The following is a 24,695-nucleotide window of genomic DNA, read 5'->3' on the forward strand; positions in this document are numbered from 1 at the left end:
GCCGTCCCGTCCGGTCGCTAATTTCGGGACGTGAACTGACAGTACTACGGGTACGAAAAATTGGTAGCGAACGAAACGGCGGATAGTGCCGCACTTAACCGCGACTGAACACGTTCTTGATACGCGAGACGATACCACTGTCCTCGGTTCGCTTCGCGTCTCGGTCGTTGTGTTCGTCTGGCATATCCAGTCGGATATACATCCTATTGTCCCTAAAATTTGACGGTTAATACATGTGCACTGTCGGCCGGAACACCAGGTACCGTTTTTTTGGGGGCCTGTGTACGGCCAGTATGGAGTATACGACACTCGGTTCGACCGGAATGAACGTCAGCCGCATCTGCCTGGGTTGCATGAGCTTCGGCTCGAGCGACTGGCGCGAGTGGGTACTCGACGAAGCAGAGAGTCGGGAAATCATCGACCGCGCGATCGATCTCGGGATCAACTTCTTCGATACGGCGAACATGTACTCGAGGGGCGAGTCGGAACGTGTGCTGGGTAAGGCACTCGAGGGTCACCGAGAGGAGTCGGTCGTCGCAACGAAGGGGTTCTTTCGAATGCGCGAGGGCGACCCAAACTCGGGAGGCCTCTCTCGGAAGGCGATCGAACAGGAACTGGCCGCTAGTCGCGAGCGACTCGGGATGGAGACGATCGACCTCTACCAGATCCATCGGCTGGATCACAAGACGCCGATCGAGACGACGCTCCGGGCGCTCGACGATGCGGTCCGGCGGGGTCACGTCCGATACGTCGGTGCCTCCTCGATGTGGGCCTATCAGTTCGCGAACGCGTTACACACGAGCGACTCGCTGGGTCTCGAGCGGTTCGCCACGATGCAGAACCACTACAATCTGGTGTATCGGGAGGAGGAACGTGAAATGCTCCCCCTCTGTCAGAACGAAGACGTCGGCGTCCTCCCGTGGTCGCCGCTGGCCCGAGGTTATCTCACACGCCCGCACGAGGAGATCGACGCGACGACCCGCGGCGAGACGGAAGAGCGCATGTACGACCATCCCTATCGCGAGGGCGGCGGAGCGACGATAAACGAACGCGTCGCCGAACTGGCCGACGACAGGGGCGTCACGATGGCACAGATCGCGCTCTCGTGGCTGCTACACAAGGACTGGGTCGACGCTCCGATCGTCGGTACCACCAGCGTCGAACACTTAGAACAGGCAGTCGAGGCTCTCGATATCACGCTGTCCGATTCAGATATCAAGTATCTCGAGGAGCCGTACGACCCGGTTCCGGTGTCCGGCCACGACTGACTCTACCGCGGCCAGCTCTGACACACAATCGCCTTACTGCACTGTGTGGCTTACTCGCATCGTTTTCGAGAACAGGAATTGCCCTCGGTCGTATCGATCCCCAGTAGGAAGTTTCCGCCGCAAAACTGCGTTACTGCGTTTATCAGTAAGCCGATTCCCGCGACTGCCGTCGTCACGGCAGTGATGCGTCGCCCGGACATCACCGCTGTGGCGGCGACGACGAGCAACCAGGTTCCCAGGACGCCCCTGACGATTCGGTCCAGTCCGCCAACGTTTCGGTTCACGTTCGAACGCACGGACCACGAGCGGGAATAAATACAGCCGAATCTCTCGGGTGCATTTTTACCGTCGACGAGGCCGAGTCCGCTGGTCGACGGCATCGGGTCCCGGAGGTCGTTCGAAACGGCTCGGCCGTCTCGGACCGACGCGAGTCAGTTTCTCTCGTGAACCACTCGTCTTCGGCGCGAGTTATAGCAGTCGTTGAACGTCATTGCACACCCTGCTCGCGAATTCGCGGCCAACCAGTGCTCGCTGGTCGCACCAGCGAAAGCGGTAGGGACATCGATATTCCTGATCGCTGCTCGCATTCGTTTCGCCCGCTCCTGACGGCGACGATGGTCTATTCGGAGCGAGCGTTTTTTGGGTCACTCTCCGAATTTCCGGCCATGAAACGGGTCCGCATAACGCTTCGTCCACGCGGCGCGTATGCGCCGCCGATTTACGAACGGATCGCTGGCGGAGCGAGCTACCTCGAACGAGCACGAATCGTCAACTGGAACGTCTCGAGTCCGCCCACAGGATTTCTGTTTCGGCTCGAGGGGACGTATCGACGCTTCGAACGCGAACTCGCCGAGAGCCCGATGGTCTCAGACTACGAAGTGATTCCGGTCACGGACCGCGAGTGCTACTGCTTTCTCGAGGGAGACGTATCGGCGGCCGCGCGGTCGCTGTTCGAGAACTTCACCCGCGGAAGCCTGATGACGGTGCCACCGATCGAGTGCAACGATGACGGGACCAACACGTTCACTATTGTCGGAACGGAGACCGACATTCAGTCCGCAGTCGACGGCGTCCCCGACGGTGTCGGTGTCACCGTCGAACAGGTCGGCGGCAAACGCGTCGCCGCCGACAGCGTCGTTGGGCGACTGTCCGATCGGCAACGAGAGGCAGTGGCGACCGCTCTGGAACTGGGCTATTACGACGTGCCCAAGACGGCAACGAGTGCAGATGTCGCCCGGGAACTGGGGTGTGCGACGGCGACCGCGGCGGAACACCTCCAGAAAGCCGAGTCGACAGTGTTCGAGTCCTTGATCGGAGAGTGACCGCTGGCCCCGTCTCGGTCGACGATCGGATTCACGGAAGCGCTCGGTCGACGATCGGATTCACGGAAGCGTTTCGGTCGCGTCGATCAGTTCTGCTTCGGTCTCCCACGGGTACAGTCGCCCTTCCTTCTCGAGCAACTCGAAGACCCCGTCTTGCATCCAGTCGAAAGACCGATCGTCGCCCTCGTACTCTCGTTTGAGGACGTAGCTCTTCGAGAAGTATTCGGTCGTGCCCGCGAGCAACCCCTGCTCGACGAGGAAGCCGCTGGGTTCTTTCTCGGCGACGCCGACGATGTGGGTGACCAGATCCGCGAGCAGACAGAACTTCTGAATGCCGTTTTCCCACTCGCCGCGGACGTCGACCATCCGAAAAGCGTAGGCGTCCGAGCGACGGTTCAGTCGATCGACGACCAGGTTTACACGACGGATGGGTTCGCGGTCGTAGTTCCCCAGGACGAAATACGAGCGGTCGGTCTGGTAGATTGGACGGAGTTCGCTGAGCGCGTGGAGAATTTCCTCGTTCTCTGCGAGCGTCAGCTCCTCGGCCTCGAGTCGCTCGCTCGCACTCGTGAGGATGTCGTCTGGGACCGGCGGATCGTCGTCTCTCATACGCGTCTGGTTATCGCGAATTAGGGATAGTCGTTACCGTGTCGTTTCCGTTTCCGATATCCATCGGAGAGTTCCTGACCCACCGGGTGATTCGCGTATGGGTAATTCACTCTAGAGTAGTTCACTCCAGGGTAAATTACTTGGTGGTCCGGCCCGTAGGCGACCGTATGAGTACTGACGTGGGGACTCCCGAGGGGGCGAACGCGCGCGAACTCGTCCATTTCGTCACCCAGCGAACGCGATTCGCGCTCTTGTCCAACATTCTCCAGCATCCCGAGCAACTCCCGTCGATGTACGAACTCGAGCAACTGAATCCGAGCGTGAGCGAGGCGACGGTCTACAAACACGTCCAGAAGTTGATCGACGCCGGCGTCGTCGAAGCGGTTTCGCTCCCCGAGGACGAGCGCCGACAGGGCTTGCCCTGGAAGTTTTATCGGCTGACCGACGAGGGTCGGGCGTTTCTCGACGACCACAATCTGCTCGAGGCCGAGGAAACGCTCCAGCGAATCTACGAGACGATTTCCGATAAATCCGACAAGATGGTCAGATACGAGAATGCTCCCCGTCCAGATAGGCACCGATAATTTCTCACACCGCAACGAGAGTGACGAATAAACAGCAGTGCCAGACGACGATAGCGGCGGAATATCGAAGTTCTTCCGACGGAACTGGTGGATTTCGGATTATCGCGTCCCAGAGGAAAATCGTTGCGAGGAGCGATCCGCCGAAGAGCCCGGTCAGAAATGGAATCACCGAAAAGTAACCGAGCAGGAACCCTGCCAGTAACGACGCGAACATTCCGCCGAGAACCCGGTCAAAGTGATCCATCGTCCTATTGGAGCTACGTGGTCCAGCACGAAAAATCCCTTCAGTGGGTCCCAATTCCCCAGAGTGAGCGTCCATCGCTACTGGTCCCAAACCGACGGCGAATACTGCTCGAGCGAAATCCCGGCGGCCCTGCAGAACGCGGATCGAGGTACGGAGCGACGGTCAGGATAGCCGTGCGGCGATGTCTGCCTCGGTGATAATCCCGACGGTTTCGCCGGCTTCGGTGATCATCACGGCCTTGTAGTGTTCGAGCAGGTTGCCGATCTCGTCGACCGTGGCGTCTTTCGAGACGGTCGGGAAACTTTCGCTCATGTGTTCTTCGACTGGTTCGTCTCGGTCCTCGGAGTCGAGGTGGACGAGATCTGTCTGACTGATCGAACCGACCGGAATGCCGTCCTGAATGACCGCCAACTGCGAGTAGGCTTCTTCTTCCATCTTTCGGGCGGCTTCGCTGACGGAGTCGTCAGGGCCAACGCTGACGACGGCTTCGTTCATCAGATCGCTGGCGCGGATAACGTCGCTCTCGGCTTTCTCGAGGGCGTTGACGATCCGTCGGAGCGTCGATAGGCGAGGATCGACGTCACCGCCCTCGATACGGGCAATCAGCGGCTGGGAGACGTCCGCCTTCTCGGCAAGTTCGCTCTGGGTGAGCTCGAGTTCGGTCCGGCGCTGTCTGAGATCAGCAGGTGTCGGGAGTTCCATATTCTACAATAACTACGGGTTATAGAAAGTCTTTGGGTGACGGACGATTCCCGCTCGAATCAGCGGGCTCGTTTACTCGTCTTCGGGTACCTCGGCGATTTCGACGACTGACAACGGGACGTCCCGCAGCGCCAACCTCACTTTTCGCGATGCGAGAGGCGTGTTCTTCGCTGTCGGCGTTGAACACCTCCATCTCGAGTCCGAGTCCGACGAGCGCAGTGTCGGCCGCGATAAAGGCGGAGTCGAACGGCTCGCCGCAGGCGGGACAGCCGGTCGCGCCGACTTCGACTTCGACGTAGTCCATGTCTTCGCTGTTGAGTCGCTTCCCAGCCTCACTGACGGCGACGCCGATTGCGTCGTCGATCGCCTCGACGTCACGAACCAGCCATGCAGCTTCCATCGCGACGAGATAATTTCCCATACGAACTGGTTGGTCCGGGGGGGTTTCCTGCTTTGCGGTTCGTCGGCGCGGGTTTGCTCACGGTCAGTTCCACCGACCCATAGTGCGCATGCGAATCGAATGATTCCGATAACTTATGAGAAATCACCGGGTCGATTCCTGCCTGCATAGCTGTACATCGATTCGAGTCCGCCCTCAATTGCATTCGTCGAAAGCGAACTTGAATCGCAGGACGGCGGCGACCTCTTCACACCATAACAATCGTTATGAACGTCATATTTCAAGAAGGCTTATATAGCCCCTCCGTCTGAGCCACGGCTGAACGCTGATGATATCCCGCGTGTACCGCGCGACGCTGTTCGCACTGTACCAGTTGTGCATTGTGACCGGTATCGTCGCAATGCCGCTTGCCATCGCCGCCCGTCAGGCTGGGCTCACTCTGCCAATCCACCGGCTCCTCGCTAACGTCGAGGAGGCCTACGAGGCTGCCCAACGCTAAACGGACTGGACCGCCGTTCCCTGACCGACGAAGTTCCGACGACAAATTCTCCGATTAGTTGCTCGCCGAGCCGTCGCGATTGCGTGCGTTTTCACCGCTCCTCGAGCCGAACGGATCTCGGGGATGACGGAAGCGGAAACGACGGTGGTGACCGCCGGTGTTTTATACCGTCCCGGTCGTACGTTTCCAGCAATGCGAACGCCTACACATCACTCCGACTTCTCCCAGACGGTCGACCAGTTGGCCGACGATCCGAATCCCTACGAGCCGGAGATCGGTTCGCTCCCTCAGAACGATCTGACGCGGGCCGACCTCGAGAACGTGAACAAGACCGGAACGACGACGATCGGAATCTCCACCGCTGACGGTGTCGTCATCGCGACGGACATGCGCGCGAGCCTCGGCGGTCGCTTCGTTTCGAACAAGAACGTCCAGAAGGTCGAGCAGATCCACCCGACCGGCGCGCTCACGCTCGTCGGTAGCGTCGGTGGCGCACAGTCGTTTATTTCGACGCTCCGCGCGGAAGTCAACCTCTACGAGGCGCGTCGCGGCGAACGGATGAACATCGACGCACTGGCGACGCTTGCGGGGAACTTCGCACGCGGCGGACCGTTCTTCGCCATCCACCCGATCCTGGGCGGTGTCGACGAAGAAGGAAGCCACGTTTACAGCATCGATCCCGCCGGCGGAGTCATGGAAGACGATTACACGGTCACCGGATCCGGGATGCAACTGGCATACGGTCATCTGGAACAGTCATACGAACCGGATATGTCCAACGAGGAGGCGAAAACAGTCGCCGTCCAGGGCATCAAGTCTGCCGTCGAGCGCGACACCGGCTCCGGAAACGGCGTCTTCCTCTGTGAAATCACCGAGGAAGGCGTCGACATTCACGGCCACCACGATTTCGACGACGTCCTGTAAGCGTTCACTGGTTTTCATTTCAGTTTCTCGAGTATCTCGCTGCTCGTAGCTGCCCCCAGTCTCACCGCTCTCAACACCGTTTGATCGGCCCGTTGAACGCGACGGCTGATCGGAATCACGCGCGAGGGTATTCGACGGCGGTCAGAATACGGTCGGATAAAATCGGTTCTAGACCCGCTCGAGCGGCTCACAGCAGTCCGTACGTATTCTCCGATGGAATTCTACGGAGACGTCAGTTGGTTCGCCATCGTACTCGAGGACGACGCGGAAGGAAACGTGGGAGAGAACCAGTATACAGACTCCGTTCCGCCTGTTCGTCGTCACTCGAACGACGTCACCGGACGGAGACGAGTCGATCCCGCTGACCTCGAGCGTGTGTCAGGGTGTCGGAAGCTGAGCCGACTCGACAATTTCGACGAGTCCGTCTCCGAGATGCTTGGTCCGATTTATATCGTCTTCAGGCCCCGCATCAACTGTAATCAGTTTCGGATCACCATCGTCACTCGTCTCGTCTGTCGAATCATATTCGTTTGCTGATGCAGTGCCCACGAGTGATGCACCTGTAAGAGTCGATGCGCCGATCGCTGTCAGGACCGCTCTTCGTTCCATGCAAGTGTCCAAATCGGTGTTAGAATCAAAAACATCCTCCCATACAATTTTCAACAATTTATCCTTTGATTTTACTATTTAAGCAACAGTCGTCGATATTCGGATCGGCTAGTCGTGGTACTCGACATCCTTCTGTGACAAATATCATCTCACGAAAGTAGGGGACATAGTACGGTTCCAGTAGCAACCGGAACGGTACTGGGACGGTGCTCTGTCAGTGGATGCGTCCTCTCGGTGGCCGTCGCCGTCTGACAAGCCGGGTACTGTGATTGCGCATTCACAGGTTCTTCGGATCGACTCTCGGTTGCAACCGGTTGACCGCCGCCTGCCTTACCACGGCTGTGAACGGAACCGGGCCCTTTCACACACCGTCTGGCACGCTAACGAACACGTCAGGAGTCTCGGCTTCGTACTCGAGACGCACGGTGTACGTAACGCCAGCGAGAGATGTTACACACAGTTTTGAATCGGAAACGAGCGAAAGGACGACTACGTCCCCCTCGCCCTGCGTCTGTATCCGTTCTACGGCAACTTCGTGACATGGGGTCGGTGCAACAGTCCGTCCCGTGATCTCGACCACACCGTCGTCGAGATATTCGACGGTATAGTGATCGCTTCCCTGCGTGCTCCTGCCGACGGTTTCCGTTTCGACGGACACGACGGTTGGACCGTTTCCATCGCCGCTCCCATCGCCGGCAACCGACGACGCGAGGAGAGTCGTTCCCGCGAGTATCGATGAACCAGTCGCTTTCAGTGTTGCTCTGCGATTCATTCCGATGGATATTTCCATCCGCTAGGACAAAAAGATACCTACCTTTCTCTCCTGATACTATGCTCGGAGGCTTCCCGATAGCATATCGGAAGAATTTCAGGTTCGGTCCGTCATCTCGCGTCTGTGACCGACAGCGAGGAGTATACGCTCGACGATGAAATCGTCGCTCGAGCGCGGATTCACGCCCGCGAGGTCGTCAGCGAGAACGGGCTCGCGGTGGATCTCTCGTCGCTCGAGTGGGAGGTGTCGGCTCGAGCACAGCGGCGAGCGGGTGCGTGTCGCTGGCACGCGAATCGCGGGGTGGCGACCATCGTTCTCGCCCGCCGGGCGTACGAGCGGTACGAGTGGCCCGCCTTCGCCGGGGTCGTTCGACACGAACTCGTCCATGCCTGGGAGTTCCAGCAGTTCGGCGAGTCCGGGCACGGTGAGCGATTTCGCGAGCAGGCCGCCGCCCTCGAGGCTCCCCGATACTGCGAAGCGTTTACGGAGCCGCGATACGTCCTTCGGTGTCTCACGGCCGACTGCGACTGGCACGCAAAGCGCCATCGAGCCTCGAAACCGGTGAAATCACCAGATCAGTATCGCTGTGGGGTCTGCGGCGGATCGTACGAGGTCGAACACGCGGAAAGCGGTCGGACGTGGACGACGGCGAGTGGCTACGGCGGTGCGAAGGCCGCTCTCGCCGACGAGTGGTAGTACATGGTGAACTGACTCGGTGGACTGGACAGCGGTTTCGTCGAGCCGTATCGGAACGTGCTCTACTCCCGTGTCGAGCTATTTCCCACCGGGAACAGACGGTATCTTTCAGGACGGTATTGGGACAGAACAACGAGTGCCATCCTCGCCAACGACGCCCGGTCGAGTCGACCGCGGAACACTTATTCGCCTCACCCTACCTGTTTCAAGTATGGGACTACTCGAGTTGATGCTGGGGAAATCGGGCCCCGGCGAACAGGGTGTCGAAGGGAAATCGTACACGCTGCCGAAGGAGACCCACGACTTCGTCTACCCTATTGCGGTCCGCCGCGAAGAGGTCGAGGCGTTCGCCGACTTGCTCGAGGCGGAAGCCGAAGCCCCGTCGCTCGAAGCGGAGACCACCGATCTGGAGGGGGTCTTCGACGGCATGACGGACGAACAGACGCCCGACATAGATACGGACGAACTGGCCGACCGGATGCAACGGCCTCGACGGGAGAGCGAACCAGTGATCGATACCTGGCTCGAGAGTATCGACCGGGACGTCGGCGTGGTCTACGTTCGTTCGAAGACCCCGGCGGGGCTCGTCGCATTCGTCAAGCGCTGCAAACACCGCGACGAAACCGACGACGATCCGTTCGAACTCCCCGAGAATTTCTCGGCGGCCGCGGCGCTGCTCAAGCGTCTCGAGGAGGGGACAGACAGCCAGTACCGCGCTCTGGTTCACACGGACCTGTTGCCGGACGAGTAACGCGCACAGATCGCCAGCACGACGACGCAGATTCGCGGTTGGGGTTCTCAAACGATCGTCGCGAGCGACTCGAGCGACGCGAGTTCGTAGGTCGGTTCGTGGTCGTTCGGGCTGGTGTCGCGGCCGGGATCGAGCCAGGCCGAATCGAGCCCCATCGCGTTGGCACCCGCGATATCGGCGTGCAAGGAGTCGCCGACGTGGATCGCCGCGTCGGGTGCGACATCGAGTTCGCCAAGTGCGCGCTCGAACGGTGCAACGCTGGGTTTGGGGGAGATACCGGCGCTCGGTTCGGTGAACACACGCACGTCGAAGGCGTCCTCGATACCAAGCGACCGAAGCTTCCGTGTTTGCATCGTTCGCCCCCCGTTCGTAATGAGGCCGACCTGCCCTCGATCGATGGCGTGATCGAGCGCCGCTTTCGCCCCCGGCCGAAACTGAACGGCAGTCGGGTCCTGTCGCTCGAGGTATTCCGAGGCCAGTGTCGGCGCGACGCTCGGGTCGACGTCGGCGCGCTGTGCGACTTCGGTAAAGAGTGCGTCGTAGAACTCGCGGGCCGTCTCGGTACTCGACAGGTCGGATACGGCTGCTCGTAACTCTGCTGGCGTACAGAACTGTTCGCAGTCGGTGCCGTCGAACGTCGACTCGAGGAGATGCGCAGAATTCTGCGTCGATTCACAGAGTGTCATATCGAGATCAAAACATATCGCGTCGTATGCAGCCATCTGTGCTACCCTAAGGGCTCAGGTGTTCTCAACGTTTCGACGATCTCATCGCGTATTCTCAGCGACGATCGCACGCACTACCATGACCGGTCCGAAAGGTGTCTCGGTGCGCTTCTCTGGTTTGGCTGCTGAAACACAGCCTGTTACTCGAGGGAATAACTCGGTAACGAATTTCGACTCACGTCCCGAGCACAAAATCCACAGCAGTTATTTTCACAGACAATACCATTGATGTATGGACGTCGTCAAGCGAGTCCACGTCGTTCCGCTGGGCTACGAGTTCGATCGGGTCATCGAACCGATCCGGGACCAGCGGGCAGATTTGGTCTACCTGCTCGAGGACGGCAGTGCCGCCGGTCACAGGCATCCAGACGGGAGCAAGCAGCAAGGCGAGAGCGATAGCAGAGACGGACAGGGAGAACGGAACGCGACCGCCCCCGCAAACTATCACGACGAGTTACGTGAGGAACTCGAGGCGATCGTCCCGGCGGTTCGGTCCTGGGAATGCGATCTCACGGACGTGTATGCGGTTCTCGGTGACGTGACGACGATCGCCGACGTGCACGCCAACGATCAGGTGTACGTCAACGTTTCGGGAGCCGGTACGATTCCTGCGATCGGTGCGACGATCGCGTGTATGGACGTTTCGACCGACACACATGCATATTACGTCGAGCCGTCGGAGTACGCTCACGACGGCACGACCGAGCCGATTTCGTTCGGTGTCGACGAAATCGAGCAGGTACCGACCTATCCTATCGAGTCGCCGACGCGAGATCAGGTCGCGATCATGGAGTTCCTATCCGACCCCGACGCGTGGGCCGGGTTCCACGACGACAGGACGGCGCCACCAAAAAAGAAAGACCTGATCGAGTACGCTCGAGACCACGACCTCTCCTTTATGGCCGATCGACGGTCACCCGACGAGCGCACCGTCGAGGACAAAGGTGCGTTTCGCGTCCTGGATACGCACGTTCTCGAGCCGCTCGCAGAAGACGGCTACGTCACGATCGAATCGGTCGGCAGACGGCGCGTAGTCGAGTTGACCGAACGTGGGGAAAACGCCTATCGGGCGTTTCGTCACAAACTCATGGACGAAGCCGGCGAAGTGCGGTAACCGGCGGTCGGCTGGTGGGGCGGTGAGCGTTCAACCGTTCAGTTGTCGTCGTGAATTCGCGAAAAGAGCGTCGTCCCGAGTCGAGCCAGTTGGTGGTCTTTCTCGAGTCGCTCGACGTGATCGCGAAGTGCCGCCGGTGACAGCCCCGGGTGTTCGCGGTCGGTACGGGAGTCGAGGTGGCTGCTCGCGCGAGCAAGGAGGAAGGGCGCGGCGTCAGCGAGGCGCGATCCCGGGAGCTGCGGGCCAGCGCCGCGACCGCGCTCGACTTCGGTGAGAACCTCCTGAGCCACAATTATCCGCCGTCGAAGCGAGCGGATCTCGTCGGCATCAGCGGGCGGGCTCAGGTGGCGTACGAACACGTCGTCCGCCAGAACGACGCGTTTCGGATCGACGTCGAACGCGGCCGCGAACTCCTCACGGTCGGGTTCGCCAACCCCGGTGCGTCGACATGCGAGACGAACGGCACCGAGCACGGCCACAGTCCGACCGCACTTGCGAGTTGCCTTCTCCCCGGCACAATCGAACGCCGCTCGAGCGACGTCGACCACGGAGCTCACCTCTAGACGGCGTGTGGCACGATCGATCGTCGGTTCGGTCGTTGTTTCAAGGTGTCGCTGGCCCATATTATCTGTCCCGGCTGCTAATATATTATCAACTTATAAGAAAGTATCCTTACTAACGTAACTATACCTACTGTTCTGGGCGTATTACGATTCGAGTCCAGATGCACTTCGATGAGAGACGCGGCGATCAGTACGATATCGTTGGCCAGATCGACCCGCATCCCTAGCCGACCCTGCCCGATCCGCCACGTTCAAGCCGATCCCCTTCTACGAACGATTTATGACGCGAACTGTTTGGGTGAAAGCCGACGACGCGGTCGGCGACTGGGACGTCCGCCGGGCGCGGATCACCGCCGCACTCGAGGCGGGTGTAGACTGGGTACTGGTCGACGAAGAAGACGTGGGACGCGTCCGCGAACTCGGCGACATCAACGTCGCCGCGTTTCGGACCGGCGGGGACGTGACCTTGGTCGACGACGCCGAAAGCGACGACACAGAGCCGGCCGCACGGGCGGACGCGGTCGTCGTCGGGAAAGGCGGCGAAGGCGACGCCACCATCGACCTCCCGGAGGACTTCTCAGGATCGGCAGACCTCTCGACGCTGCGTCGTGACCGCGATTTCGATCGGGGTGCGTACGTCCGCATCCTCGGCAAAGAGTACGAACACTTCGCCGAAACCGCCGCCGAAGAAGCCGACCACACGATCGTCATCGGTGAGGACTGGACGATTATTCCTCTCGAGAATCTGATCGCCCGCATCGGCGAGGAAACCGACCTCGTCGCTGGCGTGACCAACGCCGAAGAGGCGAAAACAGCCTTCGAAACGCTCGAAATCGGGGCTGACGCCGTCCTGTTGGATTCGGACGATCCGGACGAAATCCGGAAAACCGTCGAAGTCCGCGACGAGGCCGAACGCGAACGCCTCGATCTCGAGTACGCCGAGGTACTCGACGTCGAACGTGCCGGTAGCGCCGACCGGGTCTGCGTCGACACCGGAAACCTCCTCGAACACGAGGAGGGTATGCTCGTCGGTTCGATGAGCCGCGGGCTGGTCTTCGTTCACGCAGAAACAGCCGAATCGCCGTACGTTGCTTCTCGGCCGTTCCGGGTCAACGCGGGGGCAGTCCACGCCTACGTCCGCACTCCCGACGGTGGCACGAAGTACCTCGCGGAACTCCAGAGCGGCGACGAGGTCCAGGTCGTCGACCTCGAAGGGAACACCCGCGAGGCAATCGTCGGACGGGTCAAGATCGAAAAGCGGCCGATGTTCCGGGTCGCCCTCGAGACCGAAAGCGGTGACCGGGTCGAGACGCTACTGCAGAACGCGGAGACGATCAAAGTGGCTGCCACGGAGGGACGAAAGGCGGTGACCGATCTCGAAACCGGCGACGAAATCCTGCTTTACTACGAGGACACGGCTCGACACTTCGGCGAGGCCGTCGAAGAGAGTATCATCGAGAAATAACGGATTTCATCTACCTCTCGCCCCGTTTACAGAGCTGGTTGGTAACGTATACCACGGCAGGCGCTGGGACCGAGTAGAAAACCACGGTCTTTCAACTCCTCAGTGGATTCTCTCTGACCGTTACACCTGGTCGGATGCTAACGTTCAATTTTTCTATTAATTTATGGAAACATTGTCCCCAACCTATGGTGGTCGCTGTCGTTTTTCCAGCCGGACCATGAGCGTCACGCAAGACAAAGTCAGAGCGGTTGACACACCCGAGTACGCGGTGACGCTGCGCAATGCCGGCCTGGCAGGGGCAGGCGGTGCCGGCTTTCCGACGTACGCCAAGTGGGAACGACTCGAGGAAGTCGACTCGTTGCTCGTCAACCACCAGGAGAGCGAACCGAACTACTACATGGACAAGTGGCTGGGCCGTGAACGAGCCGACGAACTGGCGTCTCTGTTCGACGGGTTGCTCGGCCACGCCTTCGACCGAATCGTCATCAGTACAAAGCGGGCCGACCGAGACGAGTGGCTTGGTGAACTCGAAACGGCGACCGACGCGAGGATCTACGAACCGGCTGACCTTCCGATCGATAGCGACGAAACGGGCATCGTAATCGCCTACACGGCGGACAAGTACGAGTTCGGAATGGAAAGCGTCCTCATGCGGATCGTCGCAGACGTCGTCATGCAAGGCGAGGAGTTGCCGATGGATCACGGTTGGATCGTCCAGAATACGGAGACGCTTTTCAACGTGTACCGTGCGCTAGTCGACGGTGAGCCGACGACCGAGAAGTTCGTCCACGTCGACGGCCGGGTCCCGACCCACCGGTTCCTCGAGGTACCGGTCGGCACGCCTGCAACGGCGCTCCTCGAGGCCGCGGGTCGATCGGCAAGTCTCGAAGCGAACGAGGTTATCCTCGACGGCGGCCCGGGATGGTGTTTCGAAATCGAACAGCCCCCGGAGACGTTCGGTGTCCGCAAGCGAACGAACTGTCTGCTCGTAATCGAGGAATCGGTCGTCGCGGAGAACCGCCTCGGGAGCGGCGGGCGGGTCAACGTCCTCGCGCCGGCGGCCTGGAAGCAGTCGAGTCACGAGACGGAACTAACGGCGACGCTCGCTCCAGACCGGGTCGAGGTTCCGTTGATAACGAATCCCGACTTCGAAGGCGTGGTTACTCCGAGCGAACCGATCGTCCAGGCCGCAGACGAGGTACAGGCCGGGGAGATGATTGCGCAACCGGCTGACGGTATCAGCGTGGCCCAACACGCCACCATCGACGGGACGGTAACGGCTGTTGACGACGAATCCATCACGATCGAACGGGCCGACGCTGAGGCCACAGGCGCGAGTACTACTCACGCCACAACCGAAGCCGACCCGCACTGGATCTACTGGACGTGGTGTTCCGCGTGTGGCCGGTATCTCCCGGAACCACGGCTCGAGACCGGACGTGCCACCGAAATCGTCTGCCGCGGGTGTCGCTGACGGCCCCTCTCGAAGGTACGTTTCAGTCATCACGGGTGAGGACGGGCCCGACACAGGTCGGGACAGTATCCCGGTTTCGTCATTGGATCGAACTCGACTTCGAACTTGATCCGGGTCGGTGTCCTCGCAACTTATCGGATACACGGCCGCACATCCGTTGACCGAATCCACGCGGATGGGTTCCGTCGGTCGGTAACGATCGTTCCATCGCCGTCCGCGTAGCTCACATACTGATCGATATCGAAGTCGGCCGTGACGACCTGCTCGTCGCGTTGTTTTCCGTTCGTTTGCATTCAGATCACTCCCGCCGGTTGCGTCGGCAGTCGACGAGGTGCGCCTCGGTATCCGACGCGGCGGCAAAAGAGCTCCGACGATATCCTACTAGGGTGATTATATCACGCGTGGTTCCCGCAGTAGGAGACGGATGGGGCCGACGACGAGCTAGATCTGAACCGCGGCCGCTCCCGCGCGTTTACGCCTGCCTCGTCTCTTCGTCAGCCGACTCGGGATCGAGTCGCGTCGTACACCAGTGACAGAACTCGAGGTCCCCGTCGATTTCCTTTCCGCACTCGGGACACATCAGACCCTCTGTTTTAGTGTCACTGCCGGGCGGATAGCCGAGCGCGCGAACGGTCGCGTCGATCGCGGCGAACAGAGCGATAAACGAAAGGAGGAACTGAGCCATCGCGTCAGTTTCCTCGGCCATGATCGTCGCTTGCTCGAGTACCCCGTCGTAACTGGTTATCGGACCGGCGGCCGCTATCTGATCGATCGGGAGAAAAAGAGCGCTCGCGATGAAAAAGAGACCAGCGAAGACGGCAGCACGGAGCCAGTCGCGGACGAGGACGTGGCCTGCGCCAGGCATAATCACCGAGAGGCCGGCAGCGAGAAGCGCGCGGAACCATGTCATTGTTCGTGGGGAAGGTAGGGGACCCCCGCCCTTAACATTCCGATTTCGATTGTTTTCAATTCAGACGAGTCGGGCCACCAGGTCAGCGAGCGTTTCGAGGTCGTACTGGCCCGGTGCGGTCGCTTCCCCGGGGTCGACGGGCGCATAACCGATTTTTGATCCGTAGACGGGCGCCACCGCACGGGTGTGACTTCCGAGTTGACCCATCGCCATCGTCGCGACGGTAGCGCCGTGGGCAGTTAGTTGCTCGGTCGCCGAAAGCAACGCGAGCGTATCCGTCCGGGATTCGGCCGTGACCGCCAGTTTCGCGACGTCTGCGTATTTGCCCGCTTCTGTCAAGGTTCGAACCATCTCGGGCCGGGGCGGGGTTGTCTCGAAATCGTGGGCGGATGCCACGAGTGACACGTTTCGCTTCCGGACCGCCTCGAGTACCTGCTCGGCCGCGCCGTCCAGAATCGACTCGAGTTCGACGTCGATTGCCTCGACGGGGCCGAACGTGGCCGCTTCGGTCAACGCTTCGAGTCGGCCCTGATCTTCAGCTCTGCCGCCTTCCCACTCGGCGCGGTTAGTCGCGAGGATCGGCAATTCGCCGTCGTAGGCCTGGAGCGCCGCCAGCGGGTCGTCGGCCAGATCCATCCGGAACTCGATCGCATCGGCGTGTTTGCGGGCCGCGGGTTCGTCCGTGAGATCCGCGGTCGACGCGGCGAGCACGAACGAGTCGAAGTCTACTCCCATTACTACCCAGTGCGAACGAGCGCGGCAAAAACGATGTCGTTCCGGCGAGTGTTCGTGCGTCCGTCGTTAGGCCAGACCGACCGTCTCCTCGGCTTCGAGGAGTTCGTGGTACCGATTTCGAATCGTGACTTCGGAGATATCGGCGACATCGCTGACCGCGGCCTGGGTGGTCTTCTCGTTGGTCAACAAGGCGGCTGCGTAGACTGCTGCCGCAGCGAGGCCGACCGGCGACTTGCCGGAGTGGACGCCTTTCTCCTTGGCGTTCTGGAGCAGCGATCGTGCGCGGTGTTCGGCTTCGTCCGAGAGCTCGAGACCCGAAGCGAAACGAGGCACGTAGCTTTCTGGGTCTGCGGGTTGGACCTCGAGACCGAGTTCGCGGACGACGTACCGATAGGTGCGGGCGATCTCGTTTTTCTCTACGCGGGAGACGTCGGCAATTTCGTCGAGACTTCGGGGAACGCCGGCCTGACGTGCGGCGGCGTAGACACAGGCCGTCGAGACGCCCTCGATAGACCGACCGGGAAGGAGGTCCTCGTCGAGCGCTCGCCGATAAATGACGCTGGCCGTTTCACGGACGTTCGTCGGCAGGCCGAGCGCGGAGGCCATCCGATCGATTTCTCCCAGCGCTTGCTTGAGGTTTCGCTCCTTCGAGTCGCGGGTGCGAAATCGCTCGTTCCATTTTCGCAGGCGCTGCATCTTCTCGCGCTGGCGCGAGCCGAGCGAATTGCCGTAGGCGTCTTTATTGCGCCAGTCGATGTTTGTCGAGAGTCCTTTGTCGTGCATCGTATTCGTCGTGGGCGCACCGACACGGGATTTCTCGTTCTTTTCTGCGGCGTCGAACGCACGCCACTCGGGGCCACGGTCGACCGAATCCTCCTCGACGACGAGTCCGCAGTCTTCACAGACAGTCTCTCCGTGCTCGTCGTCGACGATGAGTTGACCCGTACACTCGGGACAGACCAGGTCTGTCGATTCGCTTTCGGCTTCCTGTTCGTTTGTTTCGGGATCGCTACGTCGTACTCTCGTGTTCGATGGTGCGTTAGTCATGCGATGGCGAATGCTCCCGGCCGAACCAATCGCAAAAGCCCGGACGGATTCGTTACCTCTCACGTTCAGACACTCGAGGTTTAATGGTTTCGGAATCTTGTCCAGATCTCCATCGAAACTGGATAATTCTGGCTAAAGAGCATGATAGATAGTAACATTAACGTTAAGAGGAAGATATGAAACGATGCTGCCAATTATCCCCTTCTCGAACGGAAGGTATGGAAATCGCAGTTGGAAGTACGAACCCGGTCAAGATCGACGCCGTCGAACGAACGCTCGAGCGGTACGATCCGACCGTCACCGCCATCGACGTCGATTCGGGGGTCGGCGAGCAACCACGGTCGGTCGACGAGACGGTGAGGGGAGCGGAGAACCGCGCTCGACGAGCGCTCGCTGCGACCCGTGCTGATTACGGCGTCGGCCTCGAGGGTGGTATCGCCCGATTCGAGCCGGTGCCTGGGCTTTCTCTGATCATGTGGGGTGCCGTGACGGACGGGGCTCGGACGGAGCGAGGCGGAGGCCCGGTGCTTCGCCTTCCCGACCGCGTCGCAGAACGGGTTACGGAGGGAGCGGAGCTGGGACCGATACTAGACGAGATGCTCGGAACCGAAAACGTCGCCCAGGCTGAAGGAGCGGCGGGCGTCCTTACGGCAGGATTAACCGACCGAACGCAAGCGCTCGGTGAGGCAGTTTCGTGTTCGTTTGGCCCCTTCCTGACGGACTATTACGACGCCGACAGCTAACTGGGACTCGAATCTGCTCACTCGACGCAGTCTCCGTCGTTGTAGCTGTAGCCAGCATATCGATGACCGACACGATCACGAACTACCGATAGTCTCATTCAGAGATGTTTTAACCGGTCGTACCAATGGAAGCTTTCCGGTCGATTATTCTCCGATTACTCACCAGAGAAATCGCAGGACGCAAGCGGGTTAACCGTGCGTACCAAACCCCCTAAGGGCAGTCCTGACATTCGAATGAGTATGAGCACTGCAATGGCCCCCGACCTCACGAGTAAACAACAACAGATTCTGGAGTACCTCCGGGAGAACGCGGCGACGAAGACGTACTTCAAATCTCGTCTTATCGGGAAGGAACTTGGAATGACGGCGAAAGAGGTCGGCTCGAACATCACCGCCCTCCAGAGCAGCGAGTACGACGTCGAGATCGAAAAATGGGGTTACTCCTCGAGCACGACCTGGAAAGTCGATATTTGATCCGAGAACGAGCGAAACTGGTCTCTCTTCCGTAATCGTGTGGCACCGAAATTCGATGCAGCGATAGCCGCCGGCAACGCCGAACTCTCTTCTATCGCGAGGCACAAATCCGCGTAAATGACGACGGCAGTACTATTCGACATGGATGGGGTGATCCTCGAGGGGCCCCGGACAGAACCGGACGTGTACGCCAACGCCGCCGACGCCGCCCTCGTCGAATTGGAAGCCGATCCGTCTCCGTCACAGCGACGCGATTTCAGACGCCACGATTACGACCGAATCCGAGATCACTGCGTCGATCTCGACGTCGATCCCGCGGAGTTCTGGCGTCTGAAAGAGACGTACGCCTCGAGTCGAACCCACGATCGACTTCGAGACGGCGAGCGAGGGACGTACGACGATATCGACGCAATCCGCGATCTCGCCGATCGAACGACGGTCGGCCTCGTCACCAACAATCGCCACGAAACTGCCGAATTCGTCGCCGACTACCTCGGGTTCGATTTCGACGTCGTTCGCGGACGGGACCCTACATTCGAGGGCTACGACAGACGCAAGCCCGACCCCTACTACATCGAGGAGGCACTGGACGCACTCGACATCACCGAGGGCGTCTACGTCGGTGATTCTCCAAAGGACGTCGTGGCCGGCCGCGCAGCTGGCCTCGAGACGGCGTTCGTCCGGCGACCGCACAACCGCGCGCGCGAACGCCCGGCGAACGCGACGTACGACCTCGAATCCCTTCAGGAGGTAGTAGACGTACTCGAATCGGCCGGCGGTAACGGATAATCGTTCTTTCCGGAAACGTCCGTTACTTCCGTTAGACGTCGTACGTCAGAAACCGATCGGCATTCCGAGCTAGCGTTCGCGCACGAGCGCCGAACGAATCCGCGTGGCGAACGACGAGTACCAGCACCGTCTCCGGCCGTTCGACCGCGTAGCCGTCGTCTCTGGATAGTAATCCGGCTTCCTCGAGTTCGCCAGCGTATTTACTGACCGTCGGTGGAGAGACGTCCAGGGACGTTGCAAGATCGCCCGCCGTCGCGTCAGGGTTCAATAGGAGCTCGATCAACATCCCGCGAGGCGTTTCCCGCCGAAGATAGCCGAGTGCCCGTTTCTCGAACTCGTCGAACCTGCCGGCTGTGACGAACCGTTTGTAATCGCCGTCGCGATAGCGCTCGATGGCGTCGACCTCCTCGAGTCGGCGGAGGTGATGCTGGGTTTCGCCGGTCCCGAGCTGGAGATCGTCCCGAATCTTCGAGAAGTGCGCGCCCGGCGTCGTGGAGAGATACCCCGCGATCGCATCGCGGGCATCACTTTCACCCGTGTCAGCCGCGGCTGTGTCCGAGAGTCCGACTAGCGGAGAAGCGGCACCGAGGGCGGCGAATCGGCGCAGGGTCGCTCGTTTCTCGTCGTCGACCCCGTCGGGTGGTGTCATAGCTGCCTACGGTCCCTTGGAGGCGACCCGTAAAACAGGTTTCGCTCCGCTTTGTTCACGGAAAACGACCAGTACCGTATCGGACTGTTATGATCGGTGAACGGTAGTGGCTGCTTACTTGCCGTCTAGAACGGTGCTGCTGCTCCAGTAACACTACCGTTTGGTGATCTTCAACCGAGGAAAAATCGGAACCGGACGCGGTCGAACGGGTTGTCGTGGTCGATCGTGGCGTGGCTCACTCAGTCGCTCGTAGACGAGCCATCCGAGTCTTCCGTTGGCATCTCGGTGCCTCCGTCGGCCTGACTCTGGAAGTCTTGATCCATCTCCTCGATGACCTCGTCGGGGTCGGATATCTCTGCGGGGTCCTTTCCTTCCTTGATAGCCTGTGCCTCCTGCTCCATCGCTTCGACGTCCATGTCTGCTTCCTGGTCTATCTCGCCGATGATCTCGGCGATATCGTCGAGACCGATCAGTTCGCGGGTTTCTTCGTCGAACTCGCGACTCTCGAGTTCCGCGCCGTTCTCTTTGACGTCGCTGCCCGAAAGGTGCTTGCCGTAGCGTCCGACGAGCGAGGAGAGTTCCTGTGGGAGGACGAACGTCGTCGATTCGCCCTGCCCGATATCGGCGAGGGTTTCCATTCCTTTGTCGATGACCGCGCGTTCGCCCATGGATTCGGCAGAGCGCGCGCGCAGCACGGTCGAGATCGCATCACCCTGCGCCTCGAGGATCTGGCTCTGCTTTTCACCCTGTGCCCGGATGATCTCGCTTTGCTTGTCACCTTCGGCTTTCTCGACGGCGCTGCGGCGTTCACCTTGCGCCTCGAGGATCATCGCGCGTCGTTTCCGTTCGGCGGAGGTCTGTTGTTCCATCGCGCGCTGGACGTCTTTCGAGGGGTTGACCTCTCGGACTTCGACCGATTCGACGCGGATCCCCCATTCGTCGGTGGGTTCGTCGAGTTCGGTACGGATGCGGGCATTGATTTCCTGGCGTTTGTTCAGCGTGTCGTCGAGTTCCATGTCACCCAGCACTGCACGAAGCGTGGTCTGTGCGAGATTCGAGACGGCGCGCTTGTAGTCGTCGACCTGAAGGAACGCCTTCTTGGCGTCCATTACCTTGATATAGACGACTGCGTCGGCCGTGACGGGCGAATTATCGCGGGTGATCGCCTCCTGTCGGGGAACGTCGAGCGTCTGGGTTCGCATATCGAATCGGTACGTGTTCGAGACGAACGGGGGGACGAAGTTGATCCCGGGCTGGAGCAACTTGCGGTACTCGCCGAAGACGGTCAGGGCACGTTTCTCGTAGGCGTCGACGATTTCGATTGCGCTGAGCAGTGCGGCGATCACGACGACGAGGACGAGCGCACCGACGGCCAGCAAAGCGGCGCCGGCGGTTTGCATGGGGAACAATTGTACGACCATATTTCGAGGTTACGGCGGTGGGGAGAAAAGCGTTCCCTTATTTTAGCAACATATGGTACTGTAACACACTGTCAGCTCGATTTCTCCGTTTCAGGCTCCGTACCGGATTCTGGTTCGGTTCCGGACCCCGGTTCGTCCCGTTCGTCGCCGCCATCGGCAGCCTCTCGCTCCTCGGTCCCGGACGTCGCTCGTTCACGTGCGAGTGCGCGGTCGATCTCGTCTTCGCCGATCGCGTCGATCGATTCGACGGTGAGGACGTTGCCGCCGCCCGGGTCGAGAACGATTATCTCCGCTCCTTCCTCGATCGTGCCGCCGGTCGTCCGCGCACTGTAGTAGGGAGCGAAGCCGCCTTCGTCGAGTTTGACCTCGCCACTTCGGTTCGTAACTGTCTCGGTGACGTAACCCGTCGTTCCCGCGAGCGAATCCGAGTCCGACGTCTGTGCCGTCCCCTTGCCGCCGTAGAAGTCGAACTCCCGGTAGACGTAGGCCGCGGCGAGCCCGATTACGAGCGTCAACCCTGCCAGCACCAGTACGTTCGCTGCGGGCGGAAAAAGCACGCCGATGAGCCCGGCACCGACCAGCGCGATCCCGATGACGATCAAATGGGCTCCCGGGGAGAGGGCCTCGAGGACCATCAATACGAGTCCCGCGATTAGAAGCAACAGCGGCACGTTCCCCATGAGGGATTCGACCATAGTCGAGGTTAGGTCTCGCCCCGATTAAATGTTTACTGAGATCCAGGACTGATTTTATCGATCGGCGGCAGACAGCGACGGTCAGGACGTCGAAGCGATCGGATCCGGGCTCGAAAACGGGTTCGAACGACGGGTGCGAGCCCGATCCGTATGAGAGGAGCCAGCACTGACGGCTGTACGCTGGGCCGTCGATCAGCCCAACGGGATCGATACTAATCGGAGGAGAACGAGGAGCATCGCGATCGCTCCGAGGAGGACGAACACCGCGTTTTCGAGGTCTGGCTCTCCGGGTTCGACCGGCGTCGAGTTGGATTCCGGTGCGTACTCGTCTTCGGGTTGGGTTCCTCCGCCCGCGTCAGCGTCGCTCGAGTCGGAGAGATCGAGCGGAATCCCGTCCCACCCGCTGTCCTCGGTCTCTGCGTCCTCGCGGGGGCGTGTCTCCGTTCGTTCGACACGGTCGCTCGCGCCCCACTCGTCGCCGATCCCGCTCGAATCGGTCAGATCGGCGTTCGCCATCGGACCGTCGTCCGGTTCCGGCTCCGACGACTCGGACCGTTGGTCGTCGATATCGTCACCGTGGCCGGACGGATCGTCTACCATATCCGTTCGTAGTTTCTCCGTCGTCAAAAAGCCGTGGTCCAGCATCGAGACGGGTTCACGTCAGTTAGGCCCGCTCGGTTCGGTCCCCGATATCGCCGCCGTAGACGACCCCTCGTTCAGCGTCGAGCGTAACGGTATCGCCGTCCGCATTCCCCTCGAAACCTGTGAGATCCGCGTCGCTGATCATGGGGAGACTCAGTTCGCGGGCGACAAGTGCCGGATACCCAGTCATTCCCCGCTCGGCGTCAACGATACCGACGATTCGGCTCGTATCACCGGTAAACTCCTCGTCGAATTCGTCCGTAAGGGCGAGGATCGATCCGTCGGGAACGTCCGTCAGATCACCGTCCGAAATTCGGACGATGGGACCGGTCACTCGACCTTCGACGACGACTCGTCCGGTCGTCAGCGCGTCGGCAGCGACGTGGACCTTCAGCATATTCGTCGTGTTTGCCCCCTCGAGGTCGGTCATCATGCCACAGAGGACGACGACGGTATCGCCGCTCGCGGCGACACCGGCGTCGAGCGCGGCCTGAACGGCTTTTTCGACGACGGCATCGGCACTCTGATCCGAAACGGGTGCGTACAACGGCGTTACCCCCCAGGTCAGTGCGAGCTGACGGCGCACCGCCTGACTCGGCGTCGAGGCGACGACCGGCACGCCGGGACGGTACTTCGCCGTCTTCAGCGCCGTGTACCCGGATTCCGTCGCGGCGACGACCGCATCCGCACCGATATCCCTGGCCAGAAAACGCGCGGAGCGTGCCAGCGCGTCCGTTCGTGCCTCGCCGGAGGCGGGGACCCGTTGCTCGAGCAACTCGGCGTACTCACCCGAGTTTTCGACCTGAGAGATGATGCTATCCATCGCATCGACGACGGCGACGGGGTGATCGCCGACCGCGGTTTCGGCCGACAGCATCACGGCATCGGTTCCGTCGAGGACCGCGTTCGCCACGTCCGAGGCCTCCGCACGCGTCGGCCGACGCGCGTGGACCATCGAATCGAGCATTTCCGTCGCTGTGATGACCGGTCGGCCTGCGTCACGGCAGTTGCGGATGATCCGCTTTTGGATCATCGGTACGTCTTCCATCGGGCACTCCACGCCGAGATCGCCACGTGCGACCATCACGCCGTACGCGGCGTCGATGATCTCGTCCAGGTTCTCGACTGCACCTGCGCGTTCGATTTTTGCGACGATCGGTATATCCGCACCGTCCTCCTCGAGTACCTCGTTGACCGCGTATACGTCGTCGGCGTCGCGGACGAAACTCGCCGCGACGAAGTCGACGCCCTTCTCGGCGGCCAACTCGAGGTCCTTGCGGTCCGACTCGGTGACGACGTCGAGATCCAGGTCGACGCCGGGAACGTTGACGCCCTTGCGGCCGCCCAGATCACCACCGGTATCGACCCGTGCGCGAATCGCACCGTCTTCGGCCGCTTCTCGTCTTTCGTCTGTGAGGACAGTCGTCTCGATCAGTCCGTCGTCGAGCAGAATGCGATCTCCCGGCTCGACGGCGTCGATCGGCAGCGAGAGTCCGACTCTGTCCGGCGAGACCTCGTCTCCCTCGACGAATCGAATCTCCGTGCCCGTTTTCAGCGTGACCGTCTCGCCCTCGGGCAGCGGTGCGGTCCGAATCTCCGGACCCTGCATGTCGAGCATGACTGCGACTGGCTTCGCTCGTTCCTCGTCGACCTCACGGATGCGATCGATCAGGGCTGCACGCGCGTCGCGGGTTCCGTGGCTCGCGTTGAGCCGCGCGACGGACATACCGGCAGCGGCAAGGTCCCGTATCGTCTCCCGATCGTTCGACGCCGGCCCCAGCGTACAGACGATCTTCGCGTTTCTCATATCGGTAAATAGGCGAGCATCGCCTAAAAGATAGGGACTTACTCGAGTCCGAGTTCTCATTT

Annotated in this window: 30 protein-coding genes and 1 pseudogene; 13 read left to right on the forward strand and 18 right to left on the reverse strand. The window is 60.6% G+C overall.

All coding sequences use genetic code 11. The features are described 5' to 3' along the window. The first annotated feature begins 293 nt into the window (after positions 1-293). Positions 294-1,268 (forward strand): aldo/keto reductase, encoded by a 975-nt coding sequence (locus tag HYG82_RS40360; RefSeq protein ID WP_179263732.1) that lies wholly within the window; start codon positions 294-296, stop codon positions 1,266-1,268. Between the two features lie 50 nt (positions 1,269-1,318). Here the strand turns inward: HYG82_RS40360 and HYG82_RS40365 are convergent, their stop codons facing one another. Continuing rightward, entirely contained in the window at positions 1,319-1,552 is a 234-nt protein-coding gene (locus tag HYG82_RS40365) for a YgaP family membrane protein (RefSeq protein WP_179263734.1), read from the reverse strand. A gap of 381 nt (positions 1,553-1,933) precedes the next feature. Between HYG82_RS40365 and HYG82_RS40370 the strand changes: the two genes are divergently transcribed. Next, a complete protein-coding gene (locus tag HYG82_RS40370) occupies positions 1,934-2,590 on the forward strand; it encodes a helix-turn-helix domain-containing protein (RefSeq protein ID WP_179263735.1) in 657 nt (218 codons plus the stop codon). A gap of 60 nt (positions 2,591-2,650) precedes the next feature. Here the strand turns inward: HYG82_RS40370 and HYG82_RS40375 are convergent, their stop codons facing one another. Then, entirely contained in the window at positions 2,651-3,199 is a 549-nt protein-coding gene (locus HYG82_RS40375; RefSeq protein ID WP_179263737.1) for a DUF8170 family protein, read from the reverse strand. 167 nt (positions 3,200-3,366) lie between these two features. Here HYG82_RS40375 and HYG82_RS40380 point away from each other — a divergent pair, with 167 nt between their 5' ends. Next, positions 3,367-3,783, forward strand: a complete 417-nt coding sequence (locus tag HYG82_RS40380; RefSeq protein ID WP_179263739.1) for a PadR family transcriptional regulator — start codon at positions 3,367-3,369, stop codon at positions 3,781-3,783. A gap of 4 nt (positions 3,784-3,787) precedes the next feature. Here the strand turns inward: HYG82_RS40380 and HYG82_RS40385 are convergent, their stop codons facing one another. The 3 genes and pseudogenes from HYG82_RS40385 to HYG82_RS40395 all read right to left on the reverse strand — a co-directional run bounded on the left by HYG82_RS40385 (position 3,788) and on the right by HYG82_RS40395 (position 5,150). Beyond that, a complete protein-coding gene (locus HYG82_RS40385; protein ID WP_179263741.1) occupies positions 3,788-4,027 on the reverse strand; it encodes a DUF8015 family protein in 240 nt (79 codons plus the stop codon). 162 nt (positions 4,028-4,189) lie between these two features. Next, positions 4,190-4,729: a CBS domain-containing protein gene (locus HYG82_RS40390; protein WP_179263743.1), complete on the reverse strand. Its 540-nt coding sequence runs from the start codon at positions 4,727-4,729 to the stop codon at positions 4,190-4,192. 72 nt (positions 4,730-4,801) lie between these two features. Further along, positions 4,802-5,150: pseudogene (locus HYG82_RS40395) on the reverse strand (DUF555 domain-containing protein). A gap of 307 nt (positions 5,151-5,457) precedes the next feature. On the opposite strand from HYG82_RS40395, the gene HYG82_RS40400 reads away from it, so the two are divergent. Beyond that, positions 5,458-5,628 (forward strand): hypothetical protein, encoded by a 171-nt coding sequence (locus HYG82_RS40400; RefSeq protein WP_179263745.1) that lies wholly within the window; start codon positions 5,458-5,460, stop codon positions 5,626-5,628. 192 nt (positions 5,629-5,820) lie between these two features. Then, complete coding sequence (gene psmB, locus HYG82_RS40405; protein WP_179263747.1) at positions 5,821-6,552, forward strand: archaeal proteasome endopeptidase complex subunit beta; 732 nt, start codon at positions 5,821-5,823, stop codon at positions 6,550-6,552. Between the two features lie 378 nt (positions 6,553-6,930). Here the strand turns inward: psmB and HYG82_RS40410 are convergent, their stop codons facing one another. Both HYG82_RS40410 and HYG82_RS40415 read right to left on the reverse strand, forming a co-directional pair. Further along, on the reverse strand, positions 6,931-7,161 hold the full coding sequence (locus HYG82_RS40410; RefSeq protein WP_179263748.1) for a hypothetical protein: 231 nt from the start codon (positions 7,159-7,161) through the stop codon (positions 6,931-6,933). A gap of 361 nt (positions 7,162-7,522) precedes the next feature. Further along, positions 7,523-7,933 carry a hypothetical protein gene (locus tag HYG82_RS40415; protein WP_179263750.1) on the reverse strand — a complete coding sequence of 137 codons (411 nt, stop codon included), beginning with the start codon at positions 7,931-7,933 and terminating at the stop codon, positions 7,523-7,525. A 123-nt stretch (positions 7,934-8,056) separates the two neighbouring features. Here HYG82_RS40415 and HYG82_RS40420 point away from each other — a divergent pair, with 123 nt between their 5' ends. Beyond that, the gene (locus HYG82_RS40420; RefSeq protein WP_179263762.1) at positions 8,057-8,629 is read left to right on the forward strand and encodes a SprT family zinc-dependent metalloprotease; all 573 of its coding nucleotides are present in this window, start codon (positions 8,057-8,059) and stop codon (positions 8,627-8,629) included. Between the two features lie 211 nt (positions 8,630-8,840). Continuing rightward, a complete protein-coding gene (locus tag HYG82_RS40425) occupies positions 8,841-9,380 on the forward strand; it encodes a hypothetical protein (protein WP_179263764.1) in 540 nt (179 codons plus the stop codon). A gap of 47 nt (positions 9,381-9,427) precedes the next feature. On the opposite strand, the gene HYG82_RS40430 is transcribed toward HYG82_RS40425, so the two are convergent. Then, positions 9,428-10,102, reverse strand: coding sequence for an HAD family hydrolase (locus HYG82_RS40430; protein ID WP_179263766.1), 675 nt, complete (start codon positions 10,100-10,102; stop codon positions 9,428-9,430). Between the two features lie 235 nt (positions 10,103-10,337). Here HYG82_RS40430 and HYG82_RS40435 point away from each other — a divergent pair, with 235 nt between their 5' ends. Then, positions 10,338-11,219 carry an HFX_2341 family transcriptional regulator domain-containing protein gene (locus HYG82_RS40435; protein WP_179263768.1) on the forward strand — a complete coding sequence of 294 codons (882 nt, stop codon included), beginning with the start codon at positions 10,338-10,340 and terminating at the stop codon, positions 11,217-11,219. A 38-nt stretch (positions 11,220-11,257) separates the two neighbouring features. On the opposite strand, the gene HYG82_RS40440 is transcribed toward HYG82_RS40435, so the two are convergent. After that, positions 11,258-11,842, reverse strand: a complete 585-nt coding sequence (locus HYG82_RS40440) for a hypothetical protein (RefSeq protein WP_179263770.1) — start codon at positions 11,840-11,842, stop codon at positions 11,258-11,260. A 220-nt stretch (positions 11,843-12,062) separates the two neighbouring features. Between HYG82_RS40440 and HYG82_RS40445 the strand changes: the two genes are divergently transcribed. Both HYG82_RS40445 and HYG82_RS40450 read left to right on the forward strand, forming a co-directional pair. Further along, entirely contained in the window at positions 12,063-13,247 is a 1,185-nt protein-coding gene (locus HYG82_RS40445; protein ID WP_179263772.1) for a 3-dehydroquinate synthase II, read from the forward strand. 217 nt (positions 13,248-13,464) lie between these two features. Continuing rightward, complete coding sequence (locus HYG82_RS40450; protein WP_179263774.1) at positions 13,465-14,721, forward strand: NADH dehydrogenase subunit; 1,257 nt, start codon at positions 13,465-13,467, stop codon at positions 14,719-14,721. 131 nt (positions 14,722-14,852) lie between these two features. On the opposite strand, the gene HYG82_RS40455 is transcribed toward HYG82_RS40450, so the two are convergent. From HYG82_RS40455 to HYG82_RS40470, 4 genes are all read right to left on the reverse strand, one after another. Further along, positions 14,853-15,014 (reverse strand): DUF7331 family protein, encoded by a 162-nt coding sequence (locus tag HYG82_RS40455; RefSeq protein WP_179263776.1) that lies wholly within the window; start codon positions 15,012-15,014, stop codon positions 14,853-14,855. Positions 15,015-15,193: 179 nt separating this feature from the next. Further along, the gene (locus HYG82_RS40460) at positions 15,194-15,631 is read right to left on the reverse strand and encodes a zinc ribbon domain-containing protein (RefSeq protein WP_179263778.1); all 438 of its coding nucleotides are present in this window, start codon (positions 15,629-15,631) and stop codon (positions 15,194-15,196) included. Between the two features lie 60 nt (positions 15,632-15,691). Next, positions 15,692-16,366, reverse strand: a complete 675-nt coding sequence (locus HYG82_RS40465) for a type I 3-dehydroquinate dehydratase (RefSeq protein WP_179263779.1) — start codon at positions 16,364-16,366, stop codon at positions 15,692-15,694. Between the two features lie 66 nt (positions 16,367-16,432). After that, a complete protein-coding gene (locus HYG82_RS40470) occupies positions 16,433-17,413 on the reverse strand; it encodes a transcription initiation factor IIB (protein WP_179263781.1) in 981 nt (326 codons plus the stop codon). Positions 17,414-17,631: 218 nt separating this feature from the next. Between HYG82_RS40470 and yjjX the strand changes: the two genes are divergently transcribed. From yjjX to HYG82_RS40485, 3 genes are all read left to right on the forward strand, one after another. Then, a complete protein-coding gene (yjjX, locus tag HYG82_RS40475; RefSeq protein WP_179263783.1) occupies positions 17,632-18,156 on the forward strand; it encodes an inosine/xanthosine triphosphatase in 525 nt (174 codons plus the stop codon). A 252-nt stretch (positions 18,157-18,408) separates the two neighbouring features. Beyond that, on the forward strand, positions 18,409-18,630 hold the full coding sequence (locus tag HYG82_RS40480) for a DUF7123 family protein (RefSeq protein ID WP_179264661.1): 222 nt from the start codon (positions 18,409-18,411) through the stop codon (positions 18,628-18,630). Positions 18,631-18,747: 117 nt separating this feature from the next. Beyond that, positions 18,748-19,419 (forward strand): HAD family hydrolase, encoded by a 672-nt coding sequence (locus HYG82_RS40485; RefSeq protein WP_179263785.1) that lies wholly within the window; start codon positions 18,748-18,750, stop codon positions 19,417-19,419. Between the two features lie 31 nt (positions 19,420-19,450). Here the strand turns inward: HYG82_RS40485 and HYG82_RS40490 are convergent, their stop codons facing one another. The 5 genes from HYG82_RS40490 to pyk form a co-directional block, all read right to left on the reverse strand. Beyond that, positions 19,451-20,068, reverse strand: coding sequence for a winged helix-turn-helix transcriptional regulator (locus HYG82_RS40490; RefSeq protein WP_179263787.1), 618 nt, complete (start codon positions 20,066-20,068; stop codon positions 19,451-19,453). 239 nt (positions 20,069-20,307) lie between these two features. After that, entirely contained in the window at positions 20,308-21,489 is a 1,182-nt protein-coding gene (locus HYG82_RS40495; protein WP_179263789.1) for an SPFH domain-containing protein, read from the reverse strand. A gap of 71 nt (positions 21,490-21,560) precedes the next feature. Continuing rightward, on the reverse strand, positions 21,561-22,184 hold the full coding sequence (locus tag HYG82_RS40500) for an NfeD family protein (protein ID WP_179263791.1): 624 nt from the start codon (positions 22,182-22,184) through the stop codon (positions 21,561-21,563). Positions 22,185-22,376: 192 nt separating this feature from the next. Then, positions 22,377-22,784, reverse strand: a complete 408-nt coding sequence (locus HYG82_RS40505) for a DUF7312 domain-containing protein (protein WP_179263793.1) — start codon at positions 22,782-22,784, stop codon at positions 22,377-22,379. A gap of 64 nt (positions 22,785-22,848) precedes the next feature. After that, positions 22,849-24,633, reverse strand: a complete 1,785-nt coding sequence (gene pyk / locus HYG82_RS40510; protein WP_179263795.1) for a pyruvate kinase — start codon at positions 24,631-24,633, stop codon at positions 22,849-22,851. Between the last annotated feature and the right edge of the window lie 62 nt (positions 24,634-24,695).

Source organism: Natrinema halophilum (assembly GCF_013402815.2).
GTDB lineage: Archaea > Halobacteriota > Halobacteria > Halobacteriales > Natrialbaceae > Natrinema > Natrinema halophilum.